Below are 23,549 nucleotides of genomic sequence, written 5' to 3'. Positions count from 1 at the left end.
ACTTTAATCCTCCTTTTTTTTGATCTTAAGTAACATATTATTATCAATTTTTTCAATAATAATTTTATCTCCTGTCTTTAAATTATTACTATCAGAATAAGCATTCCAGTATGCGCCGTCTATAAACACCTTTATTTTTTTATCCGTTATGCTTATCACATCGCCCACATTCCCGATAAGTCCTTCCATGCCTGTAACCGGTTTCTTTAATCTTGCTTTTAGGGCAAGGCCCAAGGCAACAATAAAGAAAAGCGAGGTCAGAACAACGGCTGTCAGTATCAATGCCCATGAAATCGTATAATCATACGATGACGTATCAAACATCAGAACAGAACCAAGCACAAAGGATATGATCCCACCCACAGCAAGCATTCCATGACTCACAATCTTTACCTCCAGTATAAATAAAACTATAGATAGTATAATTAAAAGTACACCTGCATAATTAACAGGAATTGTTTGAAATGCAACAAATGCCAGTATTAGCGATAATGCACCTATCACTCCTGGAAAAATTGCACCCGGGCTTGCAAGTTCGAAAAATATGCCCCACATGCCTATGAGCATTAGTATGTACGCTATATTGGGATCACTTATCACCTTTAATACTCTATACTGGAATCCCATATTGAACTTTTTAATAACAGCACCCTTTGTATCAAGTGTATAATGACCGCTCTGCTTATTTATCTTCCATCCGTTGATCTTATTCAACAAACCGGAGATACTACCGGCAACAATATCAATGACCTTTATCTTTGATGCCTGATCCGCTGTTATGGATACACTTTTTCTAACAGCTTTGCCTGCCCATTCAGCATTCCTGCCTTTCTGAAGTGCAAGGCTTTCTATATAAGCGACTGCATCGTTTGTAACCTTTTTCTCCATTTCCTTACCAAGTTTTCCGCCCATTGTTACGGGGTGCGCTGCTCCGATATTTGTACCAGGTGCCATAGCAGCAACATCGGATGACATAACAATAAACACACCCGCGGATGCAGCCCTTGAGCCCGAAGGATATATGTATGTGACAACAGGCAGTTTTGCATTTTCTATTGCTTTTACAATGTCTCTCATTGATGTATCAAGCCCGCCAGGTGTATCCATCAATATAAGAAAAGCATTCGCACCATCGGCTTCTGCCCGTTGTATGGATTCTGAAACAAAATATGCATAAGCAGGTCCTATGGGCCCATCTATTGATATCTCATCAACACGAGAAGATGCTAAAACGTTTGATGTGCACAATAAGATAACGGACAACGCTATAACCATTTTCCTTATTAACCCTGAAATCACGATAGGATGCTCTTCCATGTTTTTCCCCGGACGCATTATTGTTGAAACCGATATATCCGCGATTTTACGTTTTTTCATGTTTATTGGCCCTTTTTGTAAATAGGTATATGCATATCGAGCTCTTTAAGTACCGCTTTCATGTCATCCCAGACAAGTTTCTTATCCTTTCCATTACGCAGTAGATAAGCAGGATGAAATGTCGGCATAACTTTTATGCCGTTGTAGTTAAAAAATTTTCCTCTCAGTTCCGAGATCCTTATTGCCTCGGCCGTTCCAAGTATTGCGGATGTTGAATATCTGCCGAGTGTTACTATGATTTTCGGATTGATAATGTCTATCTGTGTTTTTAAGTATGGGAAGCAGGATTCTATCTCGTTATTCATCGGTTCCCTGTTATCAGGCGGCCTGCACTTAATAACATTTGCGATAAACACATCTTCCCTTTTCAAACCCATTGCTGTAATGATGTCCGTTAATAACGCTCCTGCCCTGCCGACGAACGGCCTGCCCTGCCGGTCTTCATCATAACCGGGGGCCTCACCTATAAACATTAATGCGGCATTGCAATTACCTTCACCAGGAACGGAATGCGCTCTCATCCGGCTTAAACCGCATTTTGCACAGCCGTCTATAGCAAGTGCCGTATTTTTAAGAACTAAGTTTTTATTGCCGTTAATGTCCTGTCTTATCGGTACATCCTGAGGATGGGGAGATCCCGATAAAGGAAAACCGTCGTATCCAAGCTCCTTTAGATATTGTACATACCCGATAAGAGATTCAATATGTGCTTTCATCTTGATGAGTTTAACCATAACACAATGATAAAGTAAATCATAACGGCACCTCTTGTTAAATCCTGTTACCCCGTCTTTCAAACGCATGGATAAAATATTCTACAAGTTCCGGATCAAATTGCGTGCCTTTGTATCTCCTCAATTCGGCAACAGCATACTCATGCGTTAAGCCTTTTCTATACGGTCTATCCGAAGTTATCGCATCATAAGTATCTGCAATAGATATTATCCTTGCTATCATAGGCACCTGATCTTTTGAAAGCCCTGCAGGATAACCTTTTCCGTTATACCATTCATGGTGATACAGTATACCCGGTACAATCTTTTTTATCTCTGGCACCTTACCGAGTATATCAGCCCCTATACTTGGATGCTCCTTCATCTTATTAAACTCGGCATCGTCAAGCCTTGCAGGTTTTCTTAATACGCTGTCATCCACACCGATCTTGCCTACATCATGTAACAGCGCAGCCATTTTCAGATTCTCTTTTTCTGTCGATGCAAGGCCCATTTCATCTGCCAATATTAAAGAGTATTTAACCACCCTTTTTGTATGCCCCCCCGTGTACGGGTCTCTTTTTTCTATAGCCTCTGATAGAGATTCCACAACCTCCACAAAAGTACGACGCAGTTCTTCATGAAGCCGTGCATTCTCAATCGCGATTGCCACATGATCCGATAAAGATGTTAAAAGCTCTTGATCCTGCAGTGTAAATCTGTCGTCATTTTTATTTAATGCCTGCATCACTCCGATCACTTGATTCCCAGACATCACGGGTACGCACAGAATGTTTCTTGTAACAATACCCGATTTATTATCTGATTTCTTAAATAGCCATCTGTCATCTTTTGATGGATCATTTACAATAACAGGCTGTCTATGCTGGGCAACCCAGCCTGCGATACCCTGCCCCAATTTTAGCCTGATCTCTTTTAATGCCTTCTCTCCCCCGCCAAGCGCCACTTCAAAGTATAATTCCTGTTTCTCTTTATCTAAAAGGAGCAAGGAGCCAACTTCAGCATTAACAAGGGATACAATCGCCTTCATCGCATCTCTGGCTATCGTTTTTGTATCAAGGCTTGAATTCAATAATGCCGAAAGCTTGTACAATTTATCTTCAAATTCTATAATCCTTTTTTGTTCCAATCCGTCAATAATATGCTTCATGAATATGGCAAGATGAGGGGCTAAAGAGATTAACTTATTCTGGTCTTTTTTGCCGAAAGTACCTCTGCTCTTGTTCAAGACCTCTATAACACCAATTACGGATTCCCCGTGTTTTATAGGACACGCAATCATATCTTCTGTCTTAAAATTATTTCTTTTTGAGATCTCGCCGTACCATGCAGCATTTTTTTTAACATCTCCGGTTACGTAGCATTTCTGTGTTGCCGCAACCATGCCTACTATACCTTTGCCCTTTTCAATGCGTTTGCCTTTAAGGTTTTCATCCCCTCCCTCTATTGCTTTAAAAATAAGGCTGCCGTCTTCTTTATCTACGATAAACAAACTTCCTGCTCTGCACGACAGTTCTGCTGTTATAAACTTTAATAATGCCCTGAACAGCTCATCGCCTGCGTGTCCGGTGATTTCATTATGTGAAAGCTGCTCATAAAGGTTCAGAAGTCTTTTTTGGAATAGTGATATTTGTTTAACACCGGTAGGGGTCTTCATCTTATCCGCCCACAAGTCTGCCCTTATCGGGTGTGAGTATATGTTTTATCGTATCTTCGGCTCTCTCATTTATGAGCTTTAATGCCATTGATTTAACGGATGGATGAATATCCACGATTCTTTGAAAATCTTCTTTTTTGAGTTTCATTAACCGGCTTTTCTTAACAGTCTTTACCGTTGCAGTTCTCGGCTTTGCGGTAATGACAGCTACCTCTCCAAAAACATCCCCTTCTCCGAGATGAGCTAAAATGGTTTGCTTGCCGTTCTTGTCCGCTGTGCTGACCTCGAGTTCCCCATCCTTTACAACGTACATGGCATCCCCTATTTCACCTTCTTTGATAACCATAACCCCTGCTTCTACAATTACCAGTTCAAACATGTTTATGATGTCTTCCCTATCGTGAGCACTTAAGCCGTTAAAGATAGGCGTAATGGCGATTATACTATCCAGTATCCTTTTTTTATAAAAACCTATAAGAACTTTTGCTATGTTTTCGTACTTTTTAGAGATCGATTCCATCTCCTCCTTTGTGAACTCATAAAGTTCTACATCCGTAGACGCTGCAATCGTAGCCATTCTTCTGCCCCCTGTAAAAAACCCGAACTCCCCAAAAAAATCTCCGTCTGAAAGTGTATCTACTACAATGTCTTTGCCGGTTTTGCTGTTTTTTAATACATTAACGTTCCCTGAGATAATAAAATATATGGAGTCCCCTTTATCTCCGTCTTTGATTACTACGTCACCCTGTTTGAAGTTTCTTGGTCTGGCTATCTCAAGCATCTCTCTCAATTCTTTTTCCTCAAGTTCTGAAAAGATCTGTATCCTTTTACTGACTTTTTCCATAGACTTTGATTCTTCTTTTGAAAGTCTTTCTGCAATTCTATTTCTTTCTTCCTGATATTCTTTATTAGATTGATCTATTTCTTTTATACGATCAAGAGTGGACATGGCCGAATGTAAATCCCCCTGTTTTGCGAACTTTTTCGCAGTTACTAAGAAATTTTTTACGGCATTCCTCTTGTCCCCTGTATTTAAGTAACACTCGGCAAGAGAATTCCAGACCCATGTATCCCCGGTATCTATTACACAGAGCTTACCAAGCTCTTCTATAGCCCTCTCATACGCACCCTCTATTAAGTAATACTCCGCATCCTTTCTTATCTTTTCCTTATCAAGCATGTGTTAACCTCTCGTACATAGTAATTAAAGTATTTGCTTAAGGATCTGCTTACCTTCTTCAACGCCTGGCTGATCAAAAGGATTTATCTGATACAGAAGACCTATAAACACGATCAGTATCTCAAAAAAAACGAAAAGTTCGCCGAGTGTTTTCGCAGACAGTTCCGGTATGGAAATCTTGATTGAAGGCCGTAAAGATTTAACAAGCGATGTCCTTGTAGCGTTCATCTCGGCATTGATCAACATACCGAGAGTTTTACTAAATAGATGTCTGAACTCAATATCAACCGGTGAAACCGGAATAATCTTTTGCTCCTTAATGTTGGGCTTCTCTATCTCTATAAATGTTATAAACTTATCCGGTGGTCCCTCCTTATAAAGCTGCAACTGAGAGTGCTGATCCCTTGCGCCTACCGCTATTACAGGTGTAGCTCCAGAAAAAACCTCTCTCCCATCCCTTGCATACCTCTTCCCAAGACTCTCCGCCCATAACTGTGCCAACCATTCCCCAAAATCCGTAAGTCTTGATGTATAAGGCATGAATACCATAATATTCTTATTGAGTTCTTTATGCATAAGATAATATATGCCCGCAAGCTCCCCGATATTTAAGCCCCTTGCCTTTATAAAGGCTGCTTTTACACTCTTAGCACCGTCAATCATATCAGATATATTAATACCCATGAGTGCAGCCGGGAGCATGCCTACGGGAGATAATACCGAGTATCTGCCGCCGACATTTTCAGGTATAAACAACATGGGCACATGATATTTTTGGGCAATATTGAAAAGCGGTCCCCTGCCGTCTGTTGTAATACAAATAAAATGCGCAGTGAAAAATTTAGCCCCTGCTGCCTTTTTAAATTTATCCATAACAATAAACAACTGAGCCATTGTTTCAACAGTGGCACCGGATTTACTTATAACTATAAATAGCGTTTTTTTGAGATTTATCTTATTTAAGGTACCATAAAACACAGCAGGGTCTATATTATCAAGAACGTGTATATTTATGCCTTTCTTTCCTGTATACTCAAATGCATTTTTAATGGCCCTTGCACCAAGTGCAGAACCGCCTATGCCAAGCAAAATAATATCATTATATTTACCGGATGGATACTTACCCGCTAACGAGCGTATTTCTTTAAAAATCGAGTGTCCTTCTATTATAGACAAAAACCCGATCTTACCCGACAATATAAGCTGGATCATATCCTCTGCTGTTACCTTTATTCTATCCTGCATTGAAAAAAATGAACTCGGGGAAACTCCATCTCTGCCACCGAGATAGTTACTCTGTGCGAAGTTTGTATCTATGTTTATATCGGCTGTGTTAATCATACTATATGGATTTTATCATGCCCTTAATATTCTCAGGAATAGGGCAGGATTTCATTATTTTAGGATCTATTACGGCGCTTATTGTATAAGCTTTTGCAATAAGCCGGTCATTGTCTTCACTATCCGTGATCTCATATTCCATTGTAAACGTTCTTTCTTTGATCTCTTTAATTCTTACATGAATATTGAGCAAATCATCTACCCTTGCAGGACTTTTATACTGTATCCATGCCTCTACCAGAACAAAATCAACGCCATATTTTGTCCTGTCTTTGATGGAGATGCCCGCCTTTCTAAAAAACTCGATTCTGCCCACCTCAAGGTAGGTCATGTATGCTCCGTTGTTTACTATGCCCTGGGCATCCGACTCCACAAACCGCACTCTTACCTGTACCTTAAAATTGAAATCTGTTAGCACCTTTTGCCTCAATAAACAGAAAAAAGTTTTGTCAGATGTGTAAGCATGAGTACGTGTTTAAAAAGACCCTCTATTTTAAGTTCCCCTTTAAAAAGCATCCCGATAACCTCTCTGCCCGTTTTATCAAAGTAGTAAGGCATGCCGAGTTTTATTTTGAGCGTGTTCAGCTTTAAGAGATTATCTGAACCGGTATTTATTTTGAGCTTGTAAGGCTCTTTTATACCGTCATGTATCGTAATGCTCCCTCCGCCGCAAATGAGCGTAAGTTGCACATCTATGTCCTTTGCAATGATCACTATGTTTCCATTTAGCGCATTGAGATCCTTCTCTCTCTCAGCATGATGCTCAATATTTTGCGAAATCAGGTCTTTCAGCATATTGGCAAGACCGTTATCTTCTGCATCTTTATCAATAACTATCTTTGACATCAAGCCTCCAAATGAACTCATTATTACCCGCACCGTCAAAATGCAGGCTTGTCCATTAAAAATTTGTAACGCTTTTTTGTTTTAATACGCCCGCTTCAATATCTTGAGCGTTTCTTCCGGATCAAATATCGATTTCGCATTATAAACAATAGAGCCGTCCGATATTGCATCTTCCGCAACCTGTTTCAGTCCTTCTTCTTTTACACCGACATCTCTTAATTTTTGCGGCAAATTTATGCGTTTTGTAAGTACCCATATTGCCTCGGATGCCTTATGTGCTGCAGCCTCATCGCTTAGTCCGTTAGTATTGACTCCGAGTGCCTGTGCAACAAGCTTATACTTATCAGCCACCGCATCAAGATTGTATTCCATGCAGTATGGAAGCAGGATGCTGTTTGCTATGCCGTGAGGGACACCGAACCGTCCACCAACGCTGTGTGCGAGTGCGTGGACAACGCCCACCTGTGCATTGCCGAACGCAACCCCAGCCATGTTTGCCGCTATAAGCATCTGCCCCCTCGCCACTATGTCCTTACCGTTATCAACCGCTTTCGGCAGATATTCAACTATGAGCCTTACGGCACCAAGAGCAAGACCGTCCGCGATCGGCTCTGCCTGCTGAGAGTGCATGGCCTCAATACAATGGCTCATTGCATCCATGCCGGTACCGGCAGTAACCGCTGCCGGCATGCTGACCGTCATTAGAGGATCAAGTATGCCTACATCCGGAATGATGTAATTGTCCGCAAACAGAAGCTTCCTGTGCTGTGCATGATCCTTTATAACTGCGGCATAAGTTACCTCACTTCCGGTCCCTGCTGTTGTTGGTATTGCTATGTGCGGAGTTATATGACCCGATAGAAAGTTTATACCCGAGTGTTCTTCGATCTTACCGCCGAGTGCAAGTACGATTGATATGCCTTTTGCCGTGTCCATTGAACTGCCTCCGCCCACCGTTACTATGCAATTCACACCGAGCATCCTCGCATAATCTGCACCCTTGTTTACTATATGTGTACCAGTATCAGGCTCCACGTCACTGAATACGCCTGCCAATTTATTCCCGAGTGCCTTTTTTACCTTCTCAACCATGTCACTCTTCTCAAGGAATTTATCCGTTACAAGAAGGACGTTAGTCCCTTTTAACTGTTCTACCTCTTCTTTAACCTCTCCTGCAGCACCTTTACCGAATACAATTTTTGTTGGATTACGGAATATAAAATTCAGGTCCGAATCATACATATCAACTCCTTTTTAAATAAAGATCTTATATTTTAAGAACCTTATTCATCTACAAATTTGGTATCTATAAATGTTGCTGAATCTACAAGGTCCTGCGCCGCTTTCACGAACCTTACTATGGTGGGCAGGTCTCCCTTTAGTTTTAGCTTACCCTGCATCATGCCTTTTACAGGATCCAGCTCTTTTTTTAACACCAGCTTCCATCTGGGATAGTCGCCAATTATAACAAATTTTGCCTTCTCCGCCTCTTCCGCCGATACCCTCTTTGCCTCTTTACATTCCCCGTGATACAGTTCTAACCATACCCCAACCGATGTCTCACCCTCTTTCATCTGTTTACCAAGAACAGGATCCTTTCTCATCTTCTCAATAATGTCCTGATCAAACTGCATTATAAGGGATATAGTTCCATGCTCCCACTTGGCTCCAGATTCCTTATAATTAGGATTGGAATTGATCTTTTCTTTAAAAACAGCTACCCATTCTTCACTCGGGAATATTATACTCATCTTTTTCTCCTTTTATTTTTTATAATATTATCATATTATTCTTAATATACAAGCATTCTATTGATCACGGATAAGACTCTTCAGCATTTTCATTGCTTTATTAACCCTGCTCTGCACATAAGCCTTGTTTTTTCCTGTAGATGTGAAAAATACATCCAGAGATTTAACCTTATCAAAGCCTGCAGGGCTTGATTTTATATATACCTCCGGGTACATTTGTGCGGTCCGATCAATAAACCTCCTGAGAATACTCTCATCATGGTTATTTACATTGATCATTTTTTCAAACCACACTCCATTTGAGATGTGGGTTTTGATCCATCCGTATATATGCATTTCAAAAATGCCTTTCATCTCGGACGGTACTCCGGGCAGGCAAAAGATTGCCGTTTCCCCATGATGAATGAGAACACCTGGTGCTGTTCCTGCAGGATTTGTAATAGGCTTTGCACCCGATGGCAGTATTGACATCTTTATCCTTGCTTCATTTAACCCGGCTGTATGCAAAAGCCCTTGTCTGTAAAGCATATCGTACCTCTTCCTTATCATTGTAAGTGCCCGCTTATTTCCTTCAAGCCTTTTGCCAAGTGCCTTTGCCACGCCCTTTAAGGTCATATCATCCCGTGTTGGACCAAGCCCTCCTGTAGTTATTATTAATGCGGGCTTTTGTTTTAATGAAAACTTTAAAGTTTTTACTATATCAGATAATACGTCATCGATGACATATACGCTTGAAACCGCTGCACCAAGGAGCGTTATTTGCCTTGCAAGATAATTAGAGTTGGTGTCTACCGTGCGGCCCGTTATCAGTTCCCTGCCAATTGATATGATCTTAACATCATTCATACGACTATTATATTTACAGTGCTGAGTTATGCAAGCATTTGATGCTAACAACACTGCCTAATTTTAAATGCGATTTCAGCGTTAGCACATATTTCTGTTGATAATTTTTTCTTTTCCTTGTACATCTTTAAACCATATGAATAATTTTATCGCATTTATACTCTTTACTGCTTTGCAGTTTCAACCGGTAAAAATGGCTGTTACCCCGAAGTTATTGCACCCGGGGAGTCCCATGATCCTCAATATTTATGGTTTGAACCCTGATACGCTATACAGGATTAGATTTGGTAAGGAATCACTTAATATAACAGACAGCACCAATACGGCCGTATTCCTCGGCGTTGACCTTGCTCATCCGGCAGGAGAAAACCATATTTATCTTTATGCCGGAGGGATCACATCTCCGGTAGCATCAGATTCCGTAACAATCCAATCCTATGCTTACCCGACACAGTACTTAAAACTTCCGCAGCGGATGGTGAATCTTAAACCGGATGAATTAAAAAGGGCCTTAAGAGAGCAGGCAGAGTTAGACCGTATATTTGAAAACGACAGGACGAAAAAATTATGGAAAGGCAGATTCATAATACCGGTTAGAGGGATCATAACAACGATATTCGGGGTTAAAAGATTCCTTAATGGAGAACCTCGTTCACCGCACACCGGCATTGATATCGCCGCAAAAAAAGGCACACCGGTTGTTGCTGCAAATAACGGGCTGGTCTGTTTTAGAGGCAACACATTCTTCGGCGGCAATAGTATTTTAATAAATCACGGTCAGGGTATTTATTCAATGTATTTTCATCTTGAAAAATATGCCGTAAAGAATAAAGAGCCGGTTAAAAAAGGCCAGGTAATAGGCTATCTCGGAGACACAGGAAGAACAACAGGTTCTGACTTACATTTTGGCTTAAGAATACTTAACAGCCGCATAGACCCGGAGCTATTATTCAAGCTCAATCCTTTTAAGTGATGCCTCAAAGCAGCTGGTATAAGCCGGAAATTTTCAAATCATTTTGTCCAATATCAACAGTCTGTTGAAAAAGCCCCTGTATGTCATTACGAGGAATTTTTCTGTAATCTATACGTATCTGCATAATCTCATAAAAGGGCGGGCTTGAAACCTACCCTTTTTATTTCTGCAGACACACAGGTCTGCCCAAACAATAAAAAATCAACATTACTAACCCAATCTTTTTCAAATACATTTCCCGGTTAACTCTCTTATAATGTTTTTGCGCAATCCTTTACTTTCAAAAGGCTTGACATTTATTCCCTTGTGAATAAATTAAAAACCGCCGTTCATAAATTGAATGTATGTTCAAGTTTATTGATACAGCGGTTTGTATCTTGATACCGTAAACGAATATCTAAAAAAGGAACAAAAGGACATGAAGAATAGAAAACTGTTGATTGCAATAATAGGCATTCTGGTGCTGCTGGTGATAGTTGTTATCAGAATAAAGAGCACGAAGAAAAACCAGGTTAAAACCACAGTAACGACTCTGGTAACGGTCGCACATCCACGGAAGGTGACCTTAAAAAAGGTTATAATACTCACAGGCAGTATTATGGCGTTCCGGCAGGCGAGCATCTTTGCACGCGTCGGCGGGTACCTTGAAAAGCTCCCGGTGGATATAGGAGACAGCGTTAAAAAGGGCCAAGTTCTCGCCGTTATAAACTATCAGGATCTGCAGGATCAGTATCAACAGGCAAACGCAAGCTTTGAGTACGCAAGCATTCAGTATGAACGGGCCAAGAAGCTCATCAAAAAACAACTCATTGCACAAAACGATCTTGATATGGCAAAAACAAACTTTGATGTCACAGAGGCGGCAAAAAACCTCGCGGCACTCAATTTGAGCTACGCTGTCATCCGCGCACCGTTCAGCGGTTATATTGCATCCAGGTATGTCGATCCCGGAACGCTCATACCGGGTTCAACACAGATGGTCCCTGCAAACCCGCTGCTTGTACTTGTCGACATAAACACGGTAAAGATCATGATCAATATCCCGGAACATAGTGTAGCGGAAGTCCATACGGGCATGCCTGTGACAACTGTAACGGATGCTTATCCCGACAAGATATTCAACGGCAGAATAACCCGTATTGCCCCTGCCCTTGACCCTGTAACAAGAACAATGGCTGCAGAGGTTGACATAGCAAACCCCCGGCATATTCTTAAACCTGGCATGTTTTCAAAGGTCAATATAGTTTACGAGATGCATAAAAACATACTTGCCGTGCCTGTTTCATGTGTCTTAAAAACGAATGACCATAAAAGCATTTATGTTGTTTCTCAGGGTATTGCAAAACTCGTTTCTATTGAGGAGGGCATAGAATCCGGCGGCATGGTTGAAGTTAAGAACGGGGTAAGCATATCCGCTGAGATTGTCGTCCAGGGAGAGGATACCATACATGACGGCCAGAAGGTAGAGGTACAACAAGAACAAGCATGGAAAGGTGTAATGTAAATGCCGCTGTCTAAATTTGCCCTTAAAAATCCCATATCCATATTAATGCTTGCAATAGCCGTGATCGTGCTCGGTGCAACGAGTGTCAACAAGCTGCCTATAGACGTGTTCCCCAACATAACAATGCCTGTCGTCGTAATCGGAACCCTGTTCCCGGGTGCAAGCCCCGCTGACGTCGAGCAGGCAATAACGTATCCCATGGAAAAAGCGGTGTCTGCTGTAAACAATGTATCGTACATTCAGTCAACATCGAAGGAAGGCTTTTCCATGGTCATGGTCTTTTTCAACTGGGGGGCCAATATAGATAAAGGCTCTGTGGACATTATAGAAAATATACAGCGTATCATGAGCCAGCTTCCCCCGGGCATACAGCAGCCGTTTGTCGTCGAGTTCGATATATCGAACATTCCGGTCTGTATGGTCACCGTTTCCAGCGACAAATTGAATGGACTTCAGTTGAACGACCTTGCTACCAACGTGGTCGAGCCGCAGATAGAACACCTTCCCCATATTGCTTCAGCTACCGTTAACGGGGGGCTGATACGGCAGATCAATATTGATCTGAACCCTGAAAAACTCATAGCAAAGAACGTGTCGTTTATGGATGTCATAAATGCAGTGACCAATGCCAATTTTATACTGCCCAGCGGTGACATGAAGATCAATAATCTTGACTACAACCTGTTTACGACAAACCAATTTAAGACCATTCCGCCGATGAATAATATCGTGGTAAAGGTTTCCAACGGCGTACCTGTCCACATCGATGATGTTGGCCACGTTATCGACAGCTCGCAAAGGCAAACCAATATTGCAAGGATAAACGGCAAGCAGGGTGTCTATCTCATGGTGAACAAGACACCAGGTGCTAATACCGTTGATGTGGTTAATGAAGTAAAGGCTTTGCTGCCGCACCTCCTCAACATCCCCGGGGGCGTTAAGTTCGATCTGACCTTCGATCAATCCATATACATCAAACAGGCAATCAGCAGCCTAATGCATGAGGCGGTTCAGGGATCGCTACTTGCGTTCATCATTATCCTTATTTTCCTGAGGAGCTTTACCAGTACGCTGATAATCTCCCTCTCCATACCATTGTCGGTGATGGTCACGTTTATACTGCTTTTTTTTGTCGGCCATCAGACGCTCAACACCTTCACCCTGGGAGCTTTGACCCTCAGCGTTGGAAGGCTTGTCGATGACGCTATTGTTGTGCTCGAAAATATCTACCGGCACCGTGGCATGGGCAAGAGTCCTGTCAAGGCGGCTCTCGACGGCACCGGGGAGGTTGCAATGCCTGTTCTTGCCTCGACCATAACAACGATCTCGGTTTTCTTCCCGGTCGTATTTATAACAGGTATTGCAAAATTATTGTTTGAACCGTTTGCGCTGACTATTTCTTTTGCGCTGATAGCCTCATACTTTGTTTCTCTTACCGTTATTCCGGTACTGACAAAAAAATACCTAAAGCCCGAGAAGGAGTACAGCGTTCAATCAAAAAGGCTCCACGAAAGAATCTTTGCAAGGAGTAAGTCGTTTTTTGACGGCATAGACAATGCTTATCAGTCAGCCCTGCAATGGGCGTTGTCCCATAAAAAGATTGTCGTATACGGCATAGGCGGTTTTTTCGTAGTATCCCTGCTTCTGGTTAAATTTATAGGAACGGAATTCTTTCCCGAAACAGATGAGAGTCAGTTTAGTATCGTGATGCGCTCACCGATAGGAACGAGGCTCAGGATCACGGACCAATACATAAAACAGATTCAGGGCATGATAAAAGAGGTGATCCCTGCAAAGGACATTAAGACGATTATCTCGAACGAAGGACTGCCGTCCGGATTTGCGTCGATATGGAGCCAGAATACGGGTCCGGACACGGCACAGATCCAGGTAAACCTCGTAACGCCGGATAAAAGGAAAAGGAACGACATAGAGTTGATGAATGTTGTAAGAAAACGCATTCAGGGGGCCATCCCCGGTGTGCAGACATACTTTATATCAGGCGGTATTGTTTCGCGTATCATGAACTTCGGTTCAGCAGCACCTATTGACGTTGAACTCTACGGATACGACCTTGGAACAGCGGCAAAAGAAGCGGAGGTGGTGGCGGCGTTGATGCGAAAAACCCCCGGTGTCACGGATGTTATGATAAGCCGGAGGGAGAACTACCCCGAGCTCGACATCAATGTTGATCGTGAAAAGGCCGCACTTGCCGGGGTGAACCAGAGAACCGTAGCAAACACCGTGCTCACGTCGATGAGCTCGAGCCTGAACATATTTCCTTCCATCTTTACGGACCCTATATCGGGCAACGAGTATTATGTCGTGGTCCAGATGGATAAAAGGTTTACAAACAACATGCAGAACCTTGATAATCTGCCGCTACCTACGTACAACGGAAAAACGATCTTCCTGAAGGACATCGCATCGATCAATAAGGGTGTCGGCCCTGTCTTGATAGAACGGAAGTACCAGCAGAGGGTAATCCACATAACTGCAAATGCAACAGGGCGTCCCCTCGGTGATGTTGCAAACGATCTGTCAAATGAGTTTGCGAAACTGAAACTGCCGCCGGGCTTCTACATAGATATGAGCGGCGAGGTTGCGCAGCAAAAGGGAGCATTCTTGAGCATGTTTTTCGCGCTGCTGCTTGCGATCATGTTGATCTACATGATCATGGCTTCGCAGTTTAAATCATTGCTCGATCCCTTTATCATCATGTTCTCCGTGCCCATGGGTCTGATCGGTGTTATCTGGATGCTGTTCCTTACGAACACAACGCTGTCCATAGAATCCTTCATGGGGGTCATTATGATGATTGGTATCGTTGTCAGTAACGGTATACTGCTCGTCGACTATACGAACCGGTTACGGGGAGAAGGCATAGAGCTTCATGAGGCTGTCGTGAGGGCGGGAAGAACAAGACTAAGGCCTATTCTTATGACAAGCCTTGCAACGATCCTCGGTCTTATACCGATGGCGATCGGCATCGGCACGGGCAGTGAAACCAACATGCCGCTTGCACGCGCTGTTATCGGCGGTCTGCTGGTGTCGACATTCTTAACACTGCTTCTTATCCCGACTCTTTATACGGTTTTCGAGGAGAAATTTAAGAGAAGCATAAAACAGGATGAGGAATTGAAATGAAGACCAATAAATGTTTTTTCAATGTCATTCCCGGCGGCGTCTTATCGCAGCGAAGCAATTTAACGAAATTAAGGGATTATTTCGTCATCCGCCTCCGGAGGACTTCCCGTAATGACTCTATGCTGAATCTTTTTGCGGTACTTTTAACCGTGGGTTTGAGCCTGTTCCGTTTTTATACCCCGGCATACGCACAAGGCGGTGATCAGCCCCTGTCCCTGAAGCAGTGCGTTGATATAGCTCTTGAGCAGCAGCCTTCCATAAGGGCGAGTATAGCTCTGACACAGGCAAACAGAGAGATACTGACCCAGGCCCGCTCTGCATGGTACCCATGGATAATCGCTCAAGGAAGCTACACGAGGGAAACGAGCAACTATGTTTTCCCACCGGCTCTTTCAAATCTGTTTGGACCACATGCCATAACACCGGAGAGCAATACCTCCTATAACTACTATACGGCATCCGTGGGTTTTAACTGGCTGCTCACAAATTTTGGCCAGAGACTATATGCAATAAGGGCGCAGCAACAAGCGGTAAAATCATCACGGTATGATGAGCAAACAACAAAGTCGGACGTCATATTCAATGTAACACAGGGATATTACGGGGTGCTTGCGGCACAGCACCTGTCTGATGTTGCTGATAAGATCCTGGAAGAAAACGGCAAGCACCTTGAACAGGCAAAGGGCTTCTTTGAAGTCGGCAGGGTATCGCGCATAGACGTGGCAACAGCGGAAACAGACTATGCAAATGCCCAGCTGAACATGATAACGGCAAAAAATAACGTTGAACTCGCTATGGTCAATCTGCTTAATTCAATGGGAATAAAGGATAGAGATACCATTAACATACTTGATACAATGACGCCTACAACCCATGAGATGGACGCTAAAAACGCAGTTCAAAAAGCTATGGATAACAGGCCTGAACTAAGATCGCTTTATGCTGCTGCACAGAGCATAAAGGAATCCGAAAAATCAGTGATTGCATCCAATCTGCCATCCATTGTCGGTACAGGCGGGTATAGCTGGGCAGGATATCAAACGCCGATGACATGGAACTGGTCAATAGGTATAGGAGTACAATTTCCAATATTCTCAGGTTTCAGCACTTACGGGAAATACGCAGAACTAAAGGCAAGGCAGCATAATGCAGAGGCACAGATCGATACTTTAAAACAGGGCATCACGCTTCAGGTAAAACAGGCAGCCCTAAACCTTCAGCAGGCTAAGGACAGTATTGAAGCATCAAAGAAGGCAATGGACAGTGCTAAATTGAATCTTGAACTTGCCGAAGAGCGGTATACAACAGGAGCAGGTTCTATAATAGAACTTACAGATGCAGAAACATTGTTTGCTTCAACCAGCGCGGTTTATATACAGACGATCTACCAATACAACATAGCGATTGCGCAACTCAAAATGGCAGAGGGTACCATAGCAGAAGGGGATTACTCAACAATACGATAGCGAGATATCTGGGTCAGGGCTACATTCTTGAAAATTGTGCAATCGGAGATGTAGCATTTATATAGAACTTGGAATATGTACTCAGGAGGCGACTTAAGCCCGGAAAAGGCGGAAGACCAAGGAAAATAAGATAATACGGGGGTTGTCCCTAAGTTTCATGTGCAGTAGAAAATGAAAGGAGGACTAAGACAATGCTGAGGAGTATCAGAATATGAATAGAATGAATCCTAAGGTTGACGCATTTTTAAGAAAAGCCAAGCAGTGGAAGAAAGAATTTACGAAATTGAGAATGATCGTCCTCGACAGTCAACTTGCCGAAGAATTGAAGTGGGGCCAACCTTGTTACACGTTCAAGGAAAAGAACGTAGTTTTGATTCACGGATTTAAAGAATATTGTGCGCTTTTGTTTTTCAAAGGTGCCCTTTTACAGGATACCAAGGGTATTCTCATCCGGCAAACGGAGAACGTGCAGGCGGCGCGCCAGATCCGGTTCACCGATGTACGGCAAATAGTTGAGATGGAACCAGTTCTGAAAACCTATATCAAACAAGCTATTGAAGTGGAAAAAGCCGGTTTGAAAGTTCAGTTTAAAAAGACTGCGGAATACAAAATCCCCGAAGAATTTCAAATAAAATTAGATAAAAACCCTGCCCTGAAAACTGCTTTTGAGGCATTGACGCCTGGACGTCAAAGAGCATACATTTTTTATTTTTCTGCACCCAAACAATCCAAAACCCGGGAGTCGAGGGTTGAAAAATGTATGCAGCAAATTCTCAAGGGAAAGGGATTGAACGATTAATACAGCTGTCCCGGAATCTTAAATTCCCCTTGTTAACAGGTGTGTTCCCTTCGATCCGGCTCTCTTTTACAAGTTTACCTTGCACATCCACTGCACTTGCTATGGAATACTTCTTGTGAAAACTACATATATCATGCGGCACCTCATCCTTATTCTATTGCTTCTGATTATATCAGAGGCTATTGGAGATTGCCGCTTTCAATGTTACCTGCCCCAGATATACCCCTCGATATACCGGCGTAAACGCCGAGGAAATCTTTTGATCATGTTGATATATCTTTATGTGGCAGTAAAAACAATCTTATTTTACTTGCAAGAGGTACTTTGCTATAGTTAGAGTATGTTAAATAAATATGCCCCCGTAGCTCAGATGGATAGAGCAAGGGATTCCTAATCCCTGTGCCGCAGGTTCAAATCCTGTCGGGGGCATTTATAGAAGGAGGCATAGATGTTTTTAAGTGATGTTACAATTAAATATATTAAAGAAACGGTTGATGAGGTATGGGAAATATATAGATCAGTTAATCAACCTAACATTGCTTTACCGGATAGATCCCCGGAGCCTACTTGGGCTTTTGTTATAGCTTTAAAAAAGGATAAAAAGATGCGGGTATACATTTACCTTTTCCAGGAGGCGGGCAGACAAGGATTTTTCTATACATACGAAGATGGTGATGTAGAACTCATTAAAGCCAAAAACGTATTTAACGAAGCGCTTGATTTTACCGGGAGTATGGGCTTTATCATGGAAAAGACAGAACTCGGTGTATCCAAAGAGGAGAGAGAAAAATTGATAAAAGCAATACCTGCATTTATGCAGGATACAAAGGCTTATAAAGGTAGCACTGATGAAGAAGAAGTATTACTTGAATCAATCATTTACGATGATGGTACAGAACATTCTGTGCCTGATGAAAACTATAAAGAAGGACAAAAAAACATTTCAGGAGGTAATCAATGGTTTGCAAAAATTTTAAGTGCTTTTTAACATTCTTAACTATTTCAATCTTTACTTTAACTTCAGGCTGTGCTTCACAAAACCCGGAGCTTAAAAAACAATCACAGGTAAAATATGATATAGGGGTAATGTATCTTAATAAGGGTGACTTCTCCAATGCCATCCTGAACCTGTCCACTGCACAAAGGTTCAATTCTAAAGACCCTTATATCTATAACGCCCTTGGTCTTAGCTATTATGGAGAAAACATGATCGATCAAGCAGAAGATGCATATAAAAAAGCAATAGCATTAAAAAAAGATTTTTCCGATGCACATAACAATCTTGGTGTTCTTTATTTACACGAATCCAAATGGGATTCGGCTATAAAGCAGTTTAAAGAGACATTGAAAAATCCTCTCTATATGTCTCCTCAAATTGCATGGGTAAATCTCGGATGGGCTTATTATAAAAAGGGCAATCTTAAGCAGTCAAAAGGGGCATATATGAATGCATTAAATATAGCGACAGATATGCCTGCTGCCCATAATAACCTCGGGCTTGTTTACCTGAAGGAAAATAAGCTGAAGCGGGCTGAAGCGGAATTCAAGACAGCGATCCATTATTTCGCAGGATACTCGGAGGCATATCTGTACCTTGGCATTGTATATATGAGAGAACATAATGATACAGAAGCAAAAAAACAGTTCGAGGCCGTATTGAAGCTTGCTCCGGATTCAACATTTTCAGAAGATGCCAGAAGGTACTTGAAAATAATTAAATAGCATGGAAAGCTTCGGTGAGTTTTTAAGGAGAGAAAGAGAGCTCAGGCATATTGAACTTGATGAGATTGCAAAGACAACGAGAATAAAAAAATCTTATTTGCAGTCGATAGAATCCGATTCATATGAAGATCTGCCGAGCATAGTGTTTATTAAAGGTTTTATAAGGTCGTATTGTAATTATCTCGGCATAGACCCGGATGACACGGTAAACAAGTTCCAGATATTTTATGATACAGGTATGCCGCATCCAGTAAAGCCCGAAACCGATACAATACATCATCCCTCAAAAAGTATTAAAAATTTGCTGGTGCTGGTGATAGGTATGGCTGCGGTAGTGTTTATTGGAGTTATTTATTATAATGGCTCAAGATCGGTTGAAAAAGTTAATAAAGGCGAAAAGTTATCTAAACAGACGGAATTAATAGCTGCTCCGATAACCAACACAAACGCGGCTGAGAAAGCAGCCATAACACAATCAACCGTTCTACCTCAGACAGCTGCCGCACCTGTTACACAGACAGTTATAATGCATACCCTTCTATTAAAAGCAACAGAACCAACATGGGTTAGACTGGTGCCTTTGAATGATGAAAAAAATGCAAAAGATGTGATTCTCAATACAGGCGATAATGCTTCTTTTAAGTTTTCCGATACGGCTATATTGACCATCGGTAATGCAGAAGGTATTGAAATAATCCTTGATAATAAGCTAATACCTCATCAACTAAGGCATGCAGAAGTTATCCGTATAAAGATACCGCGCTGATCCTTTATGTCTCAAAAATGCTTAAGTATATTTCTCACGGCTTCGGCTATTCTTATATTTTCTTCATGCGCTCCCATAAAACCTTTTATTAAAGCAAAAGAGGTTTCTTTAAAAGACATATACGGAGCGGTTTCAATACACGATTACGGACGTGCCCGGAGGGAAATAAAGGATTTCAATACATCTTCCCTGCCGGAAAAAAAACTTTCAACATTCAACTTTATCAATGCCTTTGTGAGTTATAAAAAAAGAGATTACAACGATGCGGTTATTCATTTCAAGCGGCTAATAAATCAACCCGGAGATCTCAAGGATTATATCAATTGGTATATTGCCAAGAGCTATATCGCTCTAAACGATTATCAAGATGCTTTACCTTATTTGAGGAATATCGCCGCAGATTTCACATTGAGCATATTTTATGTTCCATCAATAGACTTGCAAGTCCAATGCCTTTCGGCTCTTAAACTTTATAGCAAAGCGATAAAACTCTACGACACATATTTAACTCAGACCGCCTTTTATAGGCATGTACCGTACATGCTTTTTTCAATGGCAGGATTGTACGTGAGCGAAGGAAATACCGGAGAGGGGATCAGCGATTATTTAACCGTGTACGATAGATACCCTGCAACCGATGCCGGCAGCCTTGCATTCAGTGCTTTGACCGCTATCACGGATACAGGAACATTAAATATAGATCACTATGGAATCGCACGTCTGCTTATAATAGACAGGGACTATAAAAAGGCTTTGAAAGAACTTAACACGGCCGTACAAGATGCATTGTCGGATAATTCAAGCAATCTATCCTCATTGTATAAATATACCGGTATTGCATATTATAAGCTCGGTAAATACAATGATGCAGCCTTTGCACTGAAAACGGCGATTTCTTATAATACGGACAGACGGAATTATTACGAATTAACATTCTGGTCGGGTAAGGTATTTTTAAAGCTAAACAAAACGGATGATGCGATTAATGCGTTTTCAACCGTTGCCAGGGGTAAAAGCGGGTACACTCCTATGTCTATGTACAAGCTGTTCTATATTTACACCTTAAACAATGATCAAAAACGTGCGTACCATTGGCTCTTAAAGCTTGCATCAACTAAAACGCCATTCTCGATTTATGCATACTGGCATCTCGGCTGGATAAATTATTCCGGCGGCAAATATGAGCAGGCTATACGATATCTGAAAAAATTACAGGATTTGGAATTTTGCGATACGTACTATGATGTTATGGCATATTACTGGGAGGCAAGAGCCATGCTTAAGCTTGGGCAAACAGCCAAAGCCGATGCTCTCTTTTATAAAATATCCCGGCATACACCCCCGGATTACTATTCGCTTATGGCCAACATGTGGCTGGGTAACACCCGCTTATCGTACGAGAGAAAAGATTTGGCACCGCCTGCATATAAATACTACTCGGAATCATTCGTTTTTCATTATTCAAGGTATCTGTTCTTAAGATCGATCGGCATGGATAAAGAGGCTAATGCAGAACTCGGTTTTCTTTCGGGGCAAAGGCTTTCTGCTGATGAGTATGGGATATTATCCTATACGTATTACAAGAATTCAGACTTTTTTCATAGCCTCTATATCGCCCGTACAGCGCTCGGTAATATGCTTACATCCTTTACGCCGGATACCATGACAGTATGGGCTTACGGTTATCCGGAGGGCTACAAACACCTCATAAACAATTATGCAGATCAATACGGTTTAGACGCGGATGTCGTATATTCACTCATACTCCAGGAAAGCAGGTTTAGGGTTGATGCCGTGTCAAGGTCGGGTGCAATAGGTATTATGCAATTGATGCCGCAAACAGGTAAAATATCCGCAAAAGAGATATCGCTTGTGCCGTTTTCCACTGGGAAGCTGTACGACCCTCAGGTAAATATAGGGCTTGGTGTATGGCACCTTGATAAGCTGCTTAAGAAGTATGACGGTAACTATGTACTCGCTCTTGCAGCTTATAATGCCGGAACATCGAATGTGGATAAATGGCTTGAGAATATAAAGGCATGCAACACGGATGAGTTTATTGAGGACATACCATACCAGGAAACAAGAAATTATGTAAAGAACATTCTAACGAACTTGCTTGTTTATAAAATGATCTATGGAGGAGATATACTATTAGAAAAAAATATTTATATAGCAAGCAGTTTTTTAAACAACTGTTCTCACGGGAAAGACTAAACCTACATTTCCACCGAGTACTCAATCGTATCAAACCAGAAGCCCGTTTTCTTTATGTTGTCAATCTCAGCTTGAATCATTGTGTAGTGCGCTCCCTCCATCTCTGCAAGCCTCTTAAAGGTCATTTGGATTTCGGGCAGTGCTACATTTTTTGCATTGATTGAATAATAATCAATAGCTCCCTGTTCAAGTGCTCTTGCTGCTTCAAGCGCCGACAGCTCATTTGCATTTGCCATGCCCATTGTCTGTATATCCTTCTGGCTTATTTTAGGCAGCAATGGTTCTACTGCGGATCTGTCTATCTCGATCGGCTGCCAGCCTTTCTGGGAAATGACATTATTTATCTGGCTGTCCAGAAGAGTCATATGGCCAAACTCGTCTATCGCAAGCCTTATGAACATGTTTTTACCGCCCATATCCTTTGTCTGCCTTGCAAACTTGAGATACGTTAAGAGTGCTTCTCTTTCCGCCTCACCGGCTCCTCTTAATACCTTCAACAACTCTTTGTCTCTATTTTCCATTGATTTACCTCCATTTAGTTTTCTGTTAATACATAGGTATCATACTCTTTTTGCAACCTATCATAATGCGATTGTTCTTCTTTCACGAGCCATTCAAACAGCTGCTGTTTCTCTTTCTCTTTCATCAAAGACTTTATGTCCGTATAAAGTCTTACGGATGACTTTTCCCGCCTCAGGGCAATCAATAGGATCTGCTGATATTCAAGATGGTACTGCATATCGGTTTCTATGGATTCGCTGTCTGTATAATCCGCGATATCAAGCTTTGACAGATCAAGCATAACATTTTCTTCCAAATGCAAGGCTTCCAGCCTTTGCTTATGCTTCAGTTCCTGTGCTGCAAGCTCTTGAAGCATGGATTTTGCACCGCTTGTCCTGGCCCGTTTCTGAGCGCCCGTGTAAAAATCATACGCATTGAGCTCCCGGTCAACTGCAAACTCTATTATATCCTTATATTGTTTTTCCATAGCTTTTCTCCTATGAGACTAATAGACTGTTAGAAATATAAAAAAAGGTCAACATATTTTAAAAACCTTGTTTCAACCCGAAGAATGCAATAGAACGGCAGGAGCGGGTTTAAAACCCGTCATCAGACATCATTTTTACCTTATTTTTTAATATGTTACACATCTTTATAACTCAGGTGTGATCGCTTTTGTGATCGCTTCTGGTTCTTTACAACTGTTTAAGACATTTACGGCT

Annotated in this window: 21 protein-coding genes and 1 tRNA gene; 10 read left to right on the top strand and 12 right to left on the bottom strand. The window is 41.8% G+C overall.

Annotation, left to right across the window (positions count from 1 at the left end; translation table 11 throughout):
• Window positions 1–3: 3 nt before the first annotated feature.
• The 10 genes from M1381_07325 to M1381_07280 all read right to left on the bottom strand — a co-directional run bounded on the left by M1381_07325 (window position 4) and on the right by M1381_07280 (window position 9,732).
• Window positions 4–1,377, bottom strand: a complete 1,374-nt coding sequence (locus tag M1381_07325) for a nodulation protein NfeD (GenBank protein ID MCL4478892.1) — start codon at window positions 1,375–1,377, stop codon at window positions 4–6.
• Window positions 1,378–1,379: 2 nt separating this feature from the next.
• Window positions 1,380–2,111, bottom strand: coding sequence for a uracil-DNA glycosylase (locus M1381_07320; GenBank protein MCL4478891.1), 732 nt, complete (start codon window positions 2,109–2,111; stop codon window positions 1,380–1,382).
• Window positions 2,112–2,148: 37 nt separating this feature from the next.
• A complete protein-coding gene (locus tag M1381_07315; GenBank protein MCL4478890.1) occupies window positions 2,149–3,768 on the bottom strand; it encodes a GAF domain-containing protein in 1,620 nt (539 codons plus the stop codon).
• 1 nt (window position 3,769) lies between these two features.
• Window positions 3,770–4,948, bottom strand: a complete 1,179-nt coding sequence (locus M1381_07310) for a cyclic nucleotide-binding domain-containing protein (protein ID MCL4478889.1) — start codon at window positions 4,946–4,948, stop codon at window positions 3,770–3,772.
• A 24-nt stretch (window positions 4,949–4,972) separates the two neighbouring features.
• Window positions 4,973–6,289: a glucose-6-phosphate isomerase gene (locus tag M1381_07305; GenBank protein ID MCL4478888.1), complete on the bottom strand. Its 1,317-nt coding sequence runs from the start codon at window positions 6,287–6,289 to the stop codon at window positions 4,973–4,975.
• A gap of 1 nt (window position 6,290) precedes the next feature.
• Window positions 6,291–6,707: an acyl-CoA thioesterase gene (locus M1381_07300; GenBank protein MCL4478887.1), complete on the bottom strand. Its 417-nt coding sequence runs from the start codon at window positions 6,705–6,707 to the stop codon at window positions 6,291–6,293.
• A gap of 8 nt (window positions 6,708–6,715) precedes the next feature.
• Complete coding sequence (locus M1381_07295) at window positions 6,716–7,135, bottom strand: DUF2345 domain-containing protein (protein ID MCL4478886.1); 420 nt, start codon at window positions 7,133–7,135, stop codon at window positions 6,716–6,718.
• Between the two features lie 81 nt (window positions 7,136–7,216).
• On the bottom strand, window positions 7,217–8,377 hold the full coding sequence (locus tag M1381_07290; protein MCL4478885.1) for an iron-containing alcohol dehydrogenase: 1,161 nt from the start codon (window positions 8,375–8,377) through the stop codon (window positions 7,217–7,219).
• A 41-nt stretch (window positions 8,378–8,418) separates the two neighbouring features.
• Window positions 8,419–8,886 (bottom strand): SCP2 sterol-binding domain-containing protein, encoded by a 468-nt coding sequence (locus M1381_07285; GenBank protein MCL4478884.1) that lies wholly within the window; start codon window positions 8,884–8,886, stop codon window positions 8,419–8,421.
• A gap of 57 nt (window positions 8,887–8,943) precedes the next feature.
• Window positions 8,944–9,732 carry a molybdopterin-binding protein gene (locus M1381_07280; protein ID MCL4478883.1) on the bottom strand — a complete coding sequence of 263 codons (789 nt, stop codon included), beginning with the start codon at window positions 9,730–9,732 and terminating at the stop codon, window positions 8,944–8,946.
• 136 nt (window positions 9,733–9,868) lie between these two features.
• Here M1381_07280 and M1381_07275 point away from each other — a divergent pair, with 136 nt between their 5' ends.
• From M1381_07275 to M1381_07230, 10 genes are all read left to right on the top strand, one after another.
• Complete coding sequence (locus tag M1381_07275) at window positions 9,869–10,705, top strand: M23 family metallopeptidase (protein MCL4478882.1); 837 nt, start codon at window positions 9,869–9,871, stop codon at window positions 10,703–10,705.
• A 418-nt stretch (window positions 10,706–11,123) separates the two neighbouring features.
• Window positions 11,124–12,209 carry an efflux RND transporter periplasmic adaptor subunit gene (locus M1381_07270; protein MCL4478881.1) on the top strand — a complete coding sequence of 362 codons (1,086 nt, stop codon included), beginning with the start codon at window positions 11,124–11,126 and terminating at the stop codon, window positions 12,207–12,209.
• Entirely contained in the window at window positions 12,210–15,356 is a 3,147-nt protein-coding gene (locus tag M1381_07265; protein MCL4478880.1) for an efflux RND transporter permease subunit, read from the top strand.
• A 119-nt stretch (window positions 15,357–15,475) separates the two neighbouring features.
• A complete protein-coding gene (locus tag M1381_07260) occupies window positions 15,476–16,822 on the top strand; it encodes a TolC family protein (GenBank protein ID MCL4478879.1) in 1,347 nt (448 codons plus the stop codon).
• A gap of 211 nt (window positions 16,823–17,033) precedes the next feature.
• Complete coding sequence (locus M1381_07255; protein ID MCL4478878.1) at window positions 17,034–17,621, top strand: YdeI family protein; 588 nt, start codon at window positions 17,034–17,036, stop codon at window positions 17,619–17,621.
• 355 nt (window positions 17,622–17,976) lie between these two features.
• Window positions 17,977–18,050 (top strand) — tRNA-Arg (locus M1381_07250).
• Between the two features lie 19 nt (window positions 18,051–18,069).
• Complete coding sequence (locus M1381_07245) at window positions 18,070–18,609, top strand: hypothetical protein (protein MCL4478877.1); 540 nt, start codon at window positions 18,070–18,072, stop codon at window positions 18,607–18,609.
• Entirely contained in the window at window positions 18,579–19,343 is a 765-nt protein-coding gene (locus M1381_07240; protein ID MCL4478876.1) for a tetratricopeptide repeat protein, read from the top strand. Before M1381_07245 ends, M1381_07240 begins: the two co-directional genes overlap by 31 nt.
• Window position 19,344: 1 nt before the next feature.
• A complete protein-coding gene (locus M1381_07235) occupies window positions 19,345–20,109 on the top strand; it encodes a helix-turn-helix domain-containing protein (protein MCL4478875.1) in 765 nt (254 codons plus the stop codon).
• Window positions 20,110–20,115: 6 nt separating this feature from the next.
• The gene (locus M1381_07230; protein ID MCL4478874.1) at window positions 20,116–22,326 is read left to right on the top strand and encodes a transglycosylase SLT domain-containing protein; all 2,211 of its coding nucleotides are present in this window, start codon (window positions 20,116–20,118) and stop codon (window positions 22,324–22,326) included.
• A gap of 2 nt (window positions 22,327–22,328) precedes the next feature.
• Here the strand turns inward: M1381_07230 and M1381_07225 are convergent, their stop codons facing one another.
• Complete coding sequence (locus M1381_07225; protein ID MCL4478873.1) at window positions 22,329–22,847, bottom strand: ferritin-like domain-containing protein; 519 nt, start codon at window positions 22,845–22,847, stop codon at window positions 22,329–22,331.
• 14 nt (window positions 22,848–22,861) lie between these two features.
• Window positions 22,862–23,314, bottom strand: a complete 453-nt coding sequence (locus M1381_07220) for a ferritin family protein (GenBank protein MCL4478872.1) — start codon at window positions 23,312–23,314, stop codon at window positions 22,862–22,864.
• Between the last annotated feature and the right edge of the window lie 235 nt (window positions 23,315–23,549).

Source organism: Deltaproteobacteria bacterium, from assembly GCA_023382265.1.
In the GTDB taxonomy this organism is placed as follows: Bacteria; JAMCPX01; JAMCPX01; order JAMCPX01; family JAMCPX01; genus JAMCPX01.
Note: the sequence above shows the minus strand (reverse complement) of the source record. Positions and strands in the feature narration are given on the sequence as shown.

What these genes read in the sequence shown, in the direction of transcription:
- M1381_07315 (MCL4478890.1), bottom strand. Translation starts at nt 3,768, where the DNA reads ATGAAGACCCCTACCGGTGTTAAACAAATATCACTATTCCAAAAAAGA.
- M1381_07320 (MCL4478891.1), bottom strand. Translation starts at nt 2,111, where the DNA reads ATGGTTAAACTCATCAAGATGAAAGCACATATTGAATCTCTTATCGGG.
- M1381_07245 (MCL4478877.1), top strand. Translation starts at nt 18,070, where the DNA reads ATGTTTTTAAGTGATGTTACAATTAAATATATTAAAGAAACGGTTGAT.
- M1381_07220 (MCL4478872.1), bottom strand. Translation starts at nt 23,314, where the DNA reads ATGGAAAAACAATATAAGGATATAATAGAGTTTGCAGTTGACCGGGAG.
- M1381_07230 (MCL4478874.1), top strand. Translation starts at nt 20,116, where the DNA reads ATGTCTCAAAAATGCTTAAGTATATTTCTCACGGCTTCGGCTATTCTT.
- M1381_07260 (MCL4478879.1), top strand. Translation starts at nt 15,476, where the DNA reads ATGCTGAATCTTTTTGCGGTACTTTTAACCGTGGGTTTGAGCCTGTTC.
- M1381_07275 (MCL4478882.1), top strand. Translation starts at nt 9,869, where the DNA reads ATGAATAATTTTATCGCATTTATACTCTTTACTGCTTTGCAGTTTCAA.
- M1381_07285 (MCL4478884.1), bottom strand. Translation starts at nt 8,886, where the DNA reads ATGAGTATAATATTCCCGAGTGAAGAATGGGTAGCTGTTTTTAAAGAA.
- M1381_07270 (MCL4478881.1), top strand. Translation starts at nt 11,124, where the DNA reads ATGAAGAATAGAAAACTGTTGATTGCAATAATAGGCATTCTGGTGCTG.
- M1381_07295 (MCL4478886.1), bottom strand. Translation starts at nt 7,135, where the DNA reads ATGTCAAAGATAGTTATTGATAAAGATGCAGAAGATAACGGTCTTGCC.
- M1381_07310 (MCL4478889.1), bottom strand. Translation starts at nt 4,948, where the DNA reads ATGCTTGATAAGGAAAAGATAAGAAAGGATGCGGAGTATTACTTAATA.
- M1381_07280 (MCL4478883.1), bottom strand. Translation starts at nt 9,732, where the DNA reads ATGAATGATGTTAAGATCATATCAATTGGCAGGGAACTGATAACGGGC.
- M1381_07305 (MCL4478888.1), bottom strand. Translation starts at nt 6,289, where the DNA reads ATGATTAACACAGCCGATATAAACATAGATACAAACTTCGCACAGAGT.
- M1381_07325 (MCL4478892.1), bottom strand. Translation starts at nt 1,377, where the DNA reads ATGAAAAAACGTAAAATCGCGGATATATCGGTTTCAACAATAATGCGT.
- M1381_07235 (MCL4478875.1), top strand. Translation starts at nt 19,345, where the DNA reads ATGGAAAGCTTCGGTGAGTTTTTAAGGAGAGAAAGAGAGCTCAGGCAT.
- M1381_07265 (MCL4478880.1), top strand. Translation starts at nt 12,210, where the DNA reads ATGCCGCTGTCTAAATTTGCCCTTAAAAATCCCATATCCATATTAATG.
- M1381_07290 (MCL4478885.1), bottom strand. Translation starts at nt 8,377, where the DNA reads ATGTATGATTCGGACCTGAATTTTATATTCCGTAATCCAACAAAAATT.
- M1381_07240 (MCL4478876.1), top strand. Translation starts at nt 18,579, where the DNA reads ATGGTTTGCAAAAATTTTAAGTGCTTTTTAACATTCTTAACTATTTCA.
- M1381_07255 (MCL4478878.1), top strand. Translation starts at nt 17,034, where the DNA reads ATGAATAGAATGAATCCTAAGGTTGACGCATTTTTAAGAAAAGCCAAG.
- M1381_07225 (MCL4478873.1), bottom strand. Translation starts at nt 22,847, where the DNA reads ATGGAAAATAGAGACAAAGAGTTGTTGAAGGTATTAAGAGGAGCCGGT.